An 11,390-nucleotide genomic window follows, 5' to 3' on the forward strand; every position below is an offset into this window, starting at 1 on the left:
GGCGAAATAACTGTAATTTTGGCTCAATAATCGGTAAGATGGGGATATTGAGTGGGTCAGGTTGTTGTGCAGTTGTTGGGCGTGGGAGGAGATTTTTTTTTTGGGGGGGGGGAGGAAATCCGGGTGTGATCGTAGACTGGCTAAGGCTGTTGCGGTTGCGAAATCGCTTTGGGCATTCCAATAAAGGATAACAGGGATGAACAGCGTTGATCGAATGATCCGAAAAGCACGGCGGCGAATGATTGTGCAGCGCTGTCTGGATGGCTTAAGTTGCGCCTTGATGGTTGGTGCAGCGTTGTTTGTGGTCATGTTGTTGGTGCATTACGTCGTGCGAATTGAACTGCCTGTTTGGGGTTATGCTGTAGTTGGAGGCATGAGTCTGTTGGTGGGATGTGTGATGGGGTTTGCGAAACGACCTGCGATGGGTGAGGTGGCAGCGGAACTGGATGAGCGTTTGGGTTTGAATGATGCGGTAAGTACGAGCATGCATGTGAAGGGGATGGGGAACCATCCGTTTAAAAATAAGATTGAAGAGGATGCGAAGGCTGCAGTGAACGGTAAACGTGTGGGGGATGCGTTTAAGATTCGTTTGGGACGAGGATGGTTGTGGACAACATTAACGTATGCTGGTGTACTTGGATTGGCATTCTATCTAATGAATAGTCAGTTTGATATTTTTGGGGCTGAGGCGAAACGTGAAGAAGTTGTAGCGGCGTCGGCTCATGAGGAAGAAGTCAGGAGCAATATCCAGAAGATTGGCGAAATGCTTGAGGAAGTGCAAGGCCAAAGTGATGTGAAGCATGCGACTGATATTGATGCGATCTTAAAAGAGTTGGGTGAGATCAAGAAAAAAGATATTGGAGATTCTCGCAGGCGTGATGAAATGTTGGCTCAGCTTGACGCGATGAAAAATAAGTTGGGTGAACAATCCAAAGTTGAAGAAGAGAAGCTGGATGCTATGAAAAATTCGCTTAGCCAGCTTGATCCCAAGGAAAATGGGCCAGCAGATCAGTTTGCGAATGCGATGCGACGTGGGGATTTTTCTGGGGCCATGCAGGCATTAAAGGATCTGTCTAAGCAGGTGAATGAGGGTGATTTGTCTGAGGCTGAGAGAAGCCAATTGCAGAAGCAGCTTAATAATATGGCGAATCAGTTAAAAGAAACAGCTAAAAAACAGAAGCAAATGCAGAAGGAGAATGAGCGACAGATTGAACAGCAGTTGAAGCAGGCGGGATTAACTCAACAGCAGATTCAGCAGCTCAAGCAGCAAGGATATCAACAGAAGCAGGTTCAGAAAGCGCTGCAAAAGGCAGGGCAATCGCAGCAACAAGCACAGCAAACAGCCAAGCAAGTACAGAAACAACAGCAACAGGCACAACAACAGCAGCAGCAAAGCGGTGGGGCAAATCAGATGTCGCAAGCGATGAGCCAGATGGCTGGAGGGATGGGGCAATCCGGAGCTGGACAGCAGTCGCAACAAGGTCAGCAATCGCAACAAGGTCAGCAATCGCAACAGGGTGGATCGCAGTTTCAGCAGGGTTCGGGAGCGATGCAGCAGCAGTTGGGTCAGATGGCCCAGATGCAATCGCAGATGCAACAAATGCAGATGGCGCAGTCTCAGATGCAGCAGACCATGCAGGGGATGAGTGGGCAAAGCGGGCAAGGGGGTGGGCAAGGGATGGGAGCTCAACAGCAACAATGGCAACATGGGCAGTCACCGTTAGCGCAAGGTGGGGCTGGGCAGGGGAATCAGTCGGGTGGCCAACAGGGCAAAGGCAAAGGTCAAGGGGCAGGTCAAAAACCGGGTCAGGGTGGTGGCAAAGGCGGCGTGAAGGCTGGGAAGGGTGCTGGGCAACATCAGCCAAGCGGGCAGACTGCAATTGGTGCAAAATCGCATGCTAGTAAGGATATTCAATACCGACAGGGGCGTGTGGTGGCTGACTGGATGGAAGATGGTCAGAACTATGCGGGTGAGATGTCAGTTGAGGTTAAGAGTGAGGTCAAGCAGGCGGTTGAATATGCGGAGCGGGCAGTGACGGATGACCGTGTGTCACGTAAGCATCAGGCAACGATTAAGGAGTATTTCCGAAAGTTACCGGATGCTGTACAGGAAGGAACTCCGGCGGCGCCTCAGTAATAAAAGATTGATGTATTTTGATTGATGATTGTATTATCTAACTAGGTATTAGAAGGGTATTGGATTCGTTTGAGTTTTGCTTTTGATCATCCTGAATATCTTTGGCTGCTGCTGTTTGCTGGGCCGATTATTTATTTGGGGATGCGCAGTTTGCGTGCGATGAACAAATCTCGACGTTGGTGTGCGATCGGATTACGTTTATTGGTGTTGGTTCTGGTTGTGTTGATGTTGGCTGGGTTCCAGACGGTACGCAAGAACGATGTGATGACAGTCATTGCTGTATTGGACCAATCGGAGTCGGTGAGGAAATTTGCGAAGCCACCTGCGGCTTTGGGTGGTAAAAAACATGATCGTGGTTATACCGTTGAGCAATGGCAGGAACGTCTTGTTCGGGCGGTGTCAGAGGATCGACGGCCGGATGATTTACTGAGTGTGATTTCATACGCAGATCGGCCGATAGTCAGGGCGCTGCCGAGCAAGGATCCTGTGTTTGGTGAAGCGATACAGATTGATACGGGGAGTGGGACAGATACCGCAGCTGCGATCAGGACGGCGATTGCACAAGCCCGTTCAGATTCGAGTGCAAAAATTCTATTATGTAGCGATCTGAATGATATTGATTCTGAAGAGGTGTTGGCTGCAGCGCGAGACGCTGCGGTGGCTGGCATACCGATTAGTGTGGCGCCGGTGCCGTATAGTATTAAAAACGAAGTGATCGTGAAGGCGGTACACGTGCCAATGGATGCACGTGAAGGTCAATCTGTGCGGGTGCGTGTTGAACTTGAAGCTACCGATCCAACACGAGGCGAATTATTCCTGATGTATGACGATCAGGTTGTTCCAGTGGGTGATGGGAAGCCAGGCTTAGATGTTAATGAGCGTGATTGGGTGGTGAACCAGTCAGAAGAGGGGCGTGGGCAACGTCAATTCGTAGCACTCAAGCGGATGGATGTGCCACTGGGGCATACGGGTGTGAATCATTTTAAAGCGGTATTTACTGCGGATTATGATGATGCAGTAGATCGTGTGACGGCAAATAATGAAGCGGAGTCGTTTACGATTGTACGTGGGCAAGGGAAAGTATTGTTTGTCGATGGATTGGGGGGCGAATCGGGAATGGTATTACCACGGACATTGATGTCGCATGGCATTGATCTTGAAGTTATTATCCCCAGCCAACTGCCGGGTTCTGTGAGACGGTTACAAAAATATGATGCGGTCATATTTCAGAGCGTGCCAGTAGAGTATGTATCAGCATCGCAGCAACGAGCATTGGCTACGTATGTGCATGATATGGGGGGCGGGTTTGCGATGATTGGTGGACGTGGTTCGTTTGGTGCGGGTGGGTGGACGAACTCAGTCATCGATAAAACGATTTTGCCTGTAGCTTGCCAAATCCCGACACAAACACTCATGCCTTCTGGGGCATTGGTGCTCGTGATTGACCATTCCGGTTCAATGGCGAGTCCGGTGATTGGTTCGCGTTATAATCAGCAGGTACTTGCCAATGAAGCGGCAATTTTAGCGATGAAGACGCTGTATCCCCAGGACTTGGTGGGAGTGGTGGTGTTTGACGACTATGCGAAGTGGGCTTGGGATATTCAGATGAATAGCGATACGCAAAAGCTTGCAAAGCGGGTGCGTGCAATCAGCCCTGGTGGTGGAACCAATATATTTGCCGGGTTGGAAACAGCACATAAAAAGCTCGCGCCTTTGCGAATGCAGGATGCAGCAATTAAGCACATCATTTTGCTGACTGATGGTAATTCGCAAGAAGGTAAATATGTGCAGTTGATTGGGAATATGATGAAGTCGGGTATTACGTTATCAACCGTTGGGATCGGTGATGCGCGACAGTTTGGCTTATTACAACGGCTAGCCAATATGGGTGGTGGGCAATACCACGATGTGAAGGATCCAAACGATCTGCCACAGGTTTTTATTAAAGAAGCTCAGACGATTCGGAAGAACCTGATCAAGGAGGTTGGTTTTGCGCCTGTTTTACGAGACGCAGATTCACCTTTAATTACAGGCTTTTCTGCGTCACCAGAATTACGTGGTTATGTGTTGACTGGTGAAAAACAGGATCCACGGATTTTCGTGCCATTGGTTGCAGCTGAAGGTGAGCCGTTGTTAGCTCACATGCAAACAGGATTGGGGCGTAGTGTCGCATTCACATCAGATGCAACCAATAGGTGGGCTGTAGATTGGTTAGCATGGGGTGGCTACGAAGATTTTTGGGTAAGGCTTGTACGATACATCGCAAGGCCGTCGCAGAATCGAATGAATCAGGTGATGGCAAGTGTTGAGGGGGAACATGTGCGATTACGATTAGATGCAGGGCAGGTCAAGGCAAATGGGCGGCGATCAGAAGCAAGTTTCCAGAATGATATGATTGTAGAAGGTGCAATGCTCCAACCTGATGGAAGCGTGCAGCGGATTCGATTAGATCAGGTTGGCCCCGGGATGTATGAAACGGATGTGCCCGCAGAGCAAGTAGGTAACTACATTATTGAATTGCAAATGACAGATAAAAATGGCTCGACACAACGCGCATCAACCGGTGCGACACGTTTGCCGGGTGAAGAGCTTCGGAGATTTAAAACAAACCTGCCGTTAGCCGAGCAGGTCGCTTTAATTACCGGCGGCGACATCATCAATCCGGCTGATGAAAAACCCGAAAGTATGTTTACCGAGAATCGCCCCGAGACATATACGTTACGGTCGGTATGGCGATATCTCTTGATTGTCTTGCTGATTGCATTTTTTATGGATGTTGCAAATCGACGTATTGCATGGGATCCAGATGAGATGGCCCACTGGTATCGTAAACGTAAAGCCGCTAAGGCCGCCAGAGCAAAGCGAGCCACGGAACAGACCATATCGAGTTTAAAAAACAGACGAGATAAAGCTTCGGAAGGTATGCAAGCAGATGACGATGAGTTAGCCAAAGCTGCGCTGACTGTTGAAGCGATGTATCAACAACGCAAGGCCAATACACTTGCAGAGCGTCGCAAGCGGCTAACAAAATCACGTACGTCTAAACGAAAATTTGAGGCAAATGAAACACAGTCAGCTAGCAAGGATTTTGTTGCAACAATGGGCGGCGCTCAAATTGAAGAAAACAAGCCAATTGTTCAGAACGCAAAATCAGAAACGCAGGCCGAGATGGATTCTGATGATATGACCTCACGCCTTTTAAGTGCAAAGAAAAAAGCGCAGCAGCGTTTGGATGATATTGGCAACGATAAAGAATAAAAGTTCGCGGTATACGCGTATGGAGAGATAGCTATGAACGAAGAACAGCAGGTTATGGAGCAGGTTGAAAATTTTGTCAGCGGTTATAAAGCTGTTCGTGAGCAGGTCGCGAAAATGATTGTTGGCCATGACGAGATTGTGGATGGTGTACTGACATGTTTGTTTGTTGGCGGCCATTGCTTGCTTGAAGGTGTGCCTGGGCTGGGCAAGACGCTTTTGATTCGTTCGCTATCTGAAGCCCTTTCACTTGATTTTGCTCGAATTCAATTCACACCCGATCTGATGCCAGCTGATATCACTGGCACCACGATCGTAGCGGAATCCAAGAATGCAGATGGTTCGTCTACAAGAAGTTTTCAGTTTCAAAAAGGGCCGATTTTTTCGCAGATTGTCTTGGCCGATGAGATCAACCGTGCGACGCCTAAAACACAATCCGCAATGTTAGAATCCATGCAGGAAAAATCAGTAACGGTTGGTGGCACGACTTACCCGATGTTCGAGCCATTTTTCGTGATGGCAACACAAAATCCGCTAGAGCAGGAAGGTACCTATCCGCTCCCGGAAGCTCAGCTTGACCGCTTTTTCTTTAAACTGAATGTGGGCTATTCGAGTCGGGATGAATTGCACGAGATCATGAATCGTACGACGGCATCGGCTGTTCCACATATTGAACCTGTGATGAGTGCTAAGCAGATTTTAGATTTCCAGCAGCTTGTTCGACGTGTGGTGATCGCGCCGCATGTTCAGGATTATGCGATCCGCTGTGTACTTGCGACACACCCTGAAGGTGATTTTGCAAGCAATCTAACAAAACAATACGTCCGAGTCGGCGGTTCTCCGCGTGCAGCTCAGGCTCTTGTTTTAGGCGGAAAAGTACGTGCACTACTTCAGGGACGGGCACACGTCGCGCACGAAGATATAAAGCAGATTTTATTGCCAGCATTACGACACCGAATCTTGCTCAATTTCGAGGGGCAAGCTGAAGGGGTGACCACAGATATGGTACTCAATGATATCGCAGATAACTTGATGATGGATGTGGCATATACATCTCAGAGCTAACTGAAGGATAGACATGACGCAATTTGCTTCACAAGCTGAATCTCAAAAACTGCTTACGCCGGAATTTATGAACCGGATTGAGCGGCTTGATGTCATGTCACGTAAGATTTTGCATGGCAAGATGCAGGGTGAACGCCGGTCTAAACGCCGCGGCCAGTCCGTTGAATTCGCTGATTACCGCAATTACGTTGTTGGTGATGATCTGCGTTTTATCGATTGGAATCTTTATGCGAGACTCGACAAGCTTTTTCTCAGGCTCTTTTTGGAAGAAGAAGACCTCTCCGTAAGCTTTGTCATGGATACAACCGCGTCCATGTCGGTAGGTGAGCCGAACAAGATGCATTACACCAAACAGCTCGTTGCGGCTCTGTCGTACATTGCATTGTTGAAATACAACCGTGTATCGCTGTTTTCTTTCGTTGATACGATAACTGATTCATTGATGGGGTTGCGTGGCCGAAAATTTGTACCGCAGATGATCGAGTTTATTGATCGGCAATTCGCTTCGCCTTCTCTTGAAACACCGGGCGATTTAGCGACTGTTTGCAAACGTGTTGCAATGACACAACAACAGCCGGGTGTGATCGTTTTAGTATCGGATTGTTTTGATAAGGGTGATCTCGCGAATGCAATGCGTTATCTCGGCGATCCGCGGCATGACGTTTACGTCATTCAACTACTCTCACCGCAGGAGATCGATCCGAAGAAAGCCGGTATGATCGGCGATCTCAGGTTTGAAGATGTTGAAGACGGCGATATAGCAGAGGTTTCCGTAACTCCGGAGCTTATTGATCGCTATAAAGCGAACCTTGAAGCGTACTGTACGCATATACGTGATCTCTGCATGAAGCGAAATATTGCATATATGATCGGTGATACAGCCGTCCCGATTGAAACCATGGTCATGAAATATTTGAGAGAGAAAGGATTGCTCGGCTAATCAAGAGTTAGCTGTACAACAATACGTATGAGTTTCCTGACACCCATTACTGCAGCTATTGCCGCCGCCATTGCGATCCCCGCTTTGGTGTTGCTGTATTTTCTGAAACTCAAACGCCGCCGCATGTCTGTTGCCTCCACGATACTCTGGAAGCAATCAGTGCAAGACCTGCAGGTCAACTCTCCATTCCAAAAAATTAAACGTAATTTACTGCTCTTCGTACAGCTTCTAATTCTCGGCTTACTGCTTTTTGCTGTTGCCCGTCCGATTATTCAAGCCGAAGTCATGCCCGGCAAGCGCATCGTTATTTTGATTGATCACTCCGGCTCTATGAATGCAAAAGATGGGTCGCCAACGCGTTTAGATGATGCGAAATCAGCTGCCTTACGTATCATCAATAACCTCGATATCAAACAGACTGCGGACAATGAAAACGGTGCGATGATTGTTACGTTCGCGGAGCGTCCGCAAGTTTTAACTAAATTTACGACTAACAAAGCCGCATTACGCAATGCTGTTGATATGATTCAACCGACCGATCAGCGAAGTGTTTTAAGCTTGGCACTTTCTGTGATCGAACCTGAGGTGTTGCAGCGCACAAGTGATAGCAGTACAACAACGCAGGTTTATATCATTTCCGATGGACAGGTTCACAATCTTAATGCTCGGCCGCTTGCAATCAGTGGTGCAGATCTTCAATACGTCCGTGTTGGCACGCCTGAATCTGAGGACCCACCAAAAAATCTTGCGATCACCGCACTCTCGACTCGTCGTGATCCCGATCGCCCACAATACGTTCAGGTTTACGCCAAGGTGAACAATTACAATCACGCAAAAACGCAAACTAGTCTCACACTTCGCGTTAACGGCAAAGTCGCAAATGTACGGCCGATGACAATCAATTCCGCATCATCCGATGGCCCTGCTTCATCAAGTGTTCAATTTGATCTGCGTTTTCCAGGCTATGCTCGCATTGATCTTGCAATCAATAGCGACGATGCGTTGCTCTCTGATAACTATGCCTCAACGATCCTCGCGCCAGCCAAACGCTTACGTGTCTTGCTTGTCACAGAAGGCAACGCCTATTGGCAATTGGCTTTAAAAAGTGTCGGTATCCGCGAACTTGTTACGATGCGCCCACGCAAATATGAGAATCAAGATCTTAGCACACTCATGCGGGGCGGCTGGGATACTAGCGGCCTGATCGGTGCGACCGGTGAGGGCTTTGACGTCATCGTCTTTGACAGCTATACCCCATCTAAGCTGCCGCCAGTAAACAGTATCTTCATGGGCGGCGTACCATCCGTCAATGAACTAGAACTTAAAGCATTCAGCAACCAAGACAATCTACCGGTCACCGGTTTCCTGTCATGGGAGCGTGATCACCCAGTCATGGTCTCCGTTGCATTGGATGATGTTATGATTCGCAGCCCCGGTTGGCTTGCTGTGCCAAGCAATGCAAAAATTCTCGCAACATCAGAAACAGGCCCCGTCCTTGCTGAAGTGAAACAAGATGGTCGGCATTATCTCATCAGCGCCTTTAGCCTGCTCGATAGCCGTTGGCCGCTGCATACCAGTTTCCCTGTCTTTGTCGATAATGCCATCCAATACCTCGGGCTTGGCAAGCTTGCCGAGCAATCTGGTGTCAGCTACCAAACCGGTGAAGTGGCAACCATTCCTGTTCTAGGAAAGGATCAGATCCAATACACAGGCCCAGCCGCCCTCAGCACCGCCGAACCTCGCCAAGGGCTCGCCATACTTGACCGCTTTGATCGAGCCGGCGTCTATCAGACGGATAGTGAATCCGTTGAGCCGCCTTTCAATCAATTGGCTGTCAATATGCTTGATGCGCAAGAAAGCAATTTGGCCACTATCGATAGACTTCAAGTTGGAGCTTCAGCGGTACAAGGGCAGTCCACACAATCCGCGATCACACGTGAAATATGGCATCTTTTCATCTGGGGCGCACTGATATTCCTGCTCATCGAGTGGATTCTCTATACGCGTCGAATGCATATTTAACGAAATGATTGTTTGCTAATTTGTTTTTTGAATCCGCGATTAGCCGCGCGGAAGCTTCGATCTGTCCGTGTCCGGTGTCATCCTCGGCACTACCGGATTCATCGCTGCCGCCAGACCCTTCTGGTATTCAGGATCAGTCGTATCAAGACATTTGCGACGACGCCGCTTCTGACGCTCGCTCTCGTGCTCAGGGGCCCCCATTTCCGAAATTGCCTGCTTATTCTCACCGACTAGTTCAATGCGAACCTGATCTATCTTATATCCCATCTGTTGCTCGATTTGCTCAAGCAGTTCCTCCGGGATCGCATCCAAGATCTTGCGGCTCATGTCGTCAGGAATATCCGAAATCTTCCCGGAAACCCGACACCGAACATGTAAATGCTCATCACCACGATCCGCATCATATCTCGCAGAGCCATTAACGCCTGTCCCCGGCATCTTGTGTGCCAGACCGACATCGCAGAACGCCTCAAGTGTGTTATACACCGTTGCCAAGCTCATAGCAGGCACATGATCACATAACGAGCGATATAACTCGTCAGCGGTCGGATGGGTTCGAGCTTCCTGTAGCGCTTCATACAACGCCACACGCTGCTTCGTGCATCGCAGCCCATGGCGAGAAAAAAGCTCACTTAGCTTGCTTTTGTTCTTTCGGCTCATACTTCACATACACTAACACGGGCGATAAAGACATTACAGCATGGCTGCCTTACGGCTCGCCAATTCTACTATGTACAGTTTAGACAGGACTTTACGAATAGTCCACCAAAATGATATTCATTGCCTCTTCAGGTCAACATTTTTACGAAACGGATTATTCCACTACACTATCCCCATCATGGCACGTAAAAATAGCAGTAAAAAGGCCCTTACTTACGCTGAGGCAGGTGTGGATATCGAAGCAGGCGACGCTGTCGTCGGTCGTATTAAATCCCATATGCGGAAAACCTATGGCCCGCGCGTGCTCGGACAACACGGTGCTTTCGCTGGGTGTTTCCGGCTCGACTACAACGAAAAACTTTTCAAACGCAATTATAAGGACCCCGTCCTTGTCTCAGGCACCGATGGCGTGGGGACCAAAGTCCTGTTGGCCATCGACCTGAAGGTCTACGACACCATTGGCCAAGATTGCGTGGCCATGAACGTCAACGACATGATCGTTCAAGGCGCCGAGCCGCTCTTTTTCCTCGACTACGTTGGCATCCACAAAGTCGTCCCTGAACAGATGGAACAGATCGTCAAAGGTGTTGCCGACGGTTGTCATCTTGCCGGTTGTGCACTACTCGGCGGTGAAACCGCTGAAATGGCTGATGTCTACAAGCCCGGTGACTTCGACCTTGCCGGTTTCTCAGTCGGTGTTGCCGAACTCTCCAAAGTCGTCGATGGCTCACGCGTCGAAGAAGGCGATATCATCCTTGGCCTCACTTCCTCCGGTATCCATTCCAACGGCTACACCCTTGTCCGGAAAATCATCGAGCACGCAAATCTCGATATCCGCACAATCTATCCCGAACTCGACAAAGAACGCACTCTTGGCCAGATCCTCCTCGAACCCACACGTATCTACAGCAAATCGATTTGCTCCGTTCTCCGATCATATAAACGCAAACAACCCATCGGTGGCATGGCCCACATTACTGGCGGCGGTCTTCCCGGCAACGTCAACCGCGCTCTACCTAATAATCTTGATGCCCTCATCAATAAAAAATCATGGGACGTTCCACCCATCTTCAAATTCCTCAAGAAGCATGGCAACGTTAAGCCCGCAGAAATGTTCCGTGTTTTCAACATGGGGATCGGTTACACCATGATCGTTCGTCCTCACTTCGCAGACGCGATCATGGACAAACTCAAACGCAAAGGTGAGACCGTCATGAAAATCGGCGAGATCGTCAAAGGCTCTGGTAAGGTCCAGCTCAAATAGCCTCATCCCTATAAGCCGAACAAATTAACGTGACTAAAACGGCTGCT

General features: G+C 49.0%; 7 protein-coding genes. 6 read left to right on the plus strand and 1 reads right to left on the minus strand.

Annotated elements, in window-relative coordinates; genetic code table 11:
* The first annotated feature begins 196 nt into the window (after positions 1–196).
* The 5 genes from KS4_RS03265 to KS4_RS03285 all read left to right on the plus strand — a co-directional run bounded on the left by KS4_RS03265 (position 197) and on the right by KS4_RS03285 (position 9,419).
* Positions 197–2,137, plus strand: a complete 1,941-nt coding sequence (locus tag KS4_RS03265; protein ID WP_145074571.1) for a hypothetical protein — start codon at positions 197–199, stop codon at positions 2,135–2,137.
* A gap of 69 nt (positions 2,138–2,206) precedes the next feature.
* Positions 2,207–5,395, plus strand: a complete 3,189-nt coding sequence (locus KS4_RS03270; protein ID WP_145074574.1) for a VWA domain-containing protein — start codon at positions 2,207–2,209, stop codon at positions 5,393–5,395.
* Positions 5,396–5,428: 33 nt separating this feature from the next.
* Complete coding sequence (locus tag KS4_RS03275) at positions 5,429–6,457, plus strand: AAA family ATPase (protein ID WP_145074577.1); 1,029 nt, start codon at positions 5,429–5,431, stop codon at positions 6,455–6,457.
* Positions 6,458–6,470: 13 nt separating this feature from the next.
* The gene (locus KS4_RS03280) at positions 6,471–7,397 is read left to right on the plus strand and encodes a DUF58 domain-containing protein (protein ID WP_145074580.1); all 927 of its coding nucleotides are present in this window, start codon (positions 6,471–6,473) and stop codon (positions 7,395–7,397) included.
* Between the two features lie 27 nt (positions 7,398–7,424).
* Positions 7,425–9,419, plus strand: a complete 1,995-nt coding sequence (locus KS4_RS03285) for a vWA domain-containing protein (protein ID WP_145074583.1) — start codon at positions 7,425–7,427, stop codon at positions 9,417–9,419.
* A gap of 39 nt (positions 9,420–9,458) precedes the next feature.
* Here KS4_RS03285 and KS4_RS03290 read toward each other — a convergent pair whose 3' ends face one another.
* Positions 9,459–10,079 carry a Fur family transcriptional regulator gene (locus KS4_RS03290; RefSeq protein ID WP_145074586.1) on the minus strand — a complete coding sequence of 207 codons (621 nt, stop codon included), beginning with the start codon at positions 10,077–10,079 and terminating at the stop codon, positions 9,459–9,461.
* A gap of 178 nt (positions 10,080–10,257) precedes the next feature.
* On the opposite strand from KS4_RS03290, the gene purM reads away from it, so the two are divergent.
* Complete coding sequence (purM, locus tag KS4_RS03295; protein ID WP_145074589.1) at positions 10,258–11,343, plus strand: phosphoribosylformylglycinamidine cyclo-ligase; 1,086 nt, start codon at positions 10,258–10,260, stop codon at positions 11,341–11,343.
* Positions 11,344–11,390 lie beyond the last annotated feature (47 nt).

The sequence above is a fragment of the Poriferisphaera corsica genome (genome assembly GCF_007747445.1).
Taxonomy (GTDB): Bacteria; Planctomycetota; Phycisphaerae; order Phycisphaerales; family Phycisphaeraceae; genus Poriferisphaera; species Poriferisphaera corsica.

Excerpts from the sequence above, each read along its gene's own strand:
- KS4_RS03285 (WP_145074583.1), top strand. The coding sequence starts at position 7,425 with ATGAGTTTCCTGACACCCATTACTGCAGCTATTGCCGCCGCCATTGCG.
- purM (WP_145074589.1), top strand. The coding sequence starts at position 10,258 with ATGGCACGTAAAAATAGCAGTAAAAAGGCCCTTACTTACGCTGAGGCA.
- KS4_RS03265 (WP_145074571.1), top strand. The coding sequence starts at position 197 with ATGAACAGCGTTGATCGAATGATCCGAAAAGCACGGCGGCGAATGATT.
- KS4_RS03275 (WP_145074577.1), top strand. The coding sequence starts at position 5,429 with ATGAACGAAGAACAGCAGGTTATGGAGCAGGTTGAAAATTTTGTCAGC.
- KS4_RS03280 (WP_145074580.1), top strand. The coding sequence starts at position 6,471 with ATGACGCAATTTGCTTCACAAGCTGAATCTCAAAAACTGCTTACGCCG.
- KS4_RS03290 (WP_145074586.1), bottom strand. The coding sequence starts at position 10,079 with ATGAGCCGAAAGAACAAAAGCAAGCTAAGTGAGCTTTTTTCTCGCCAT.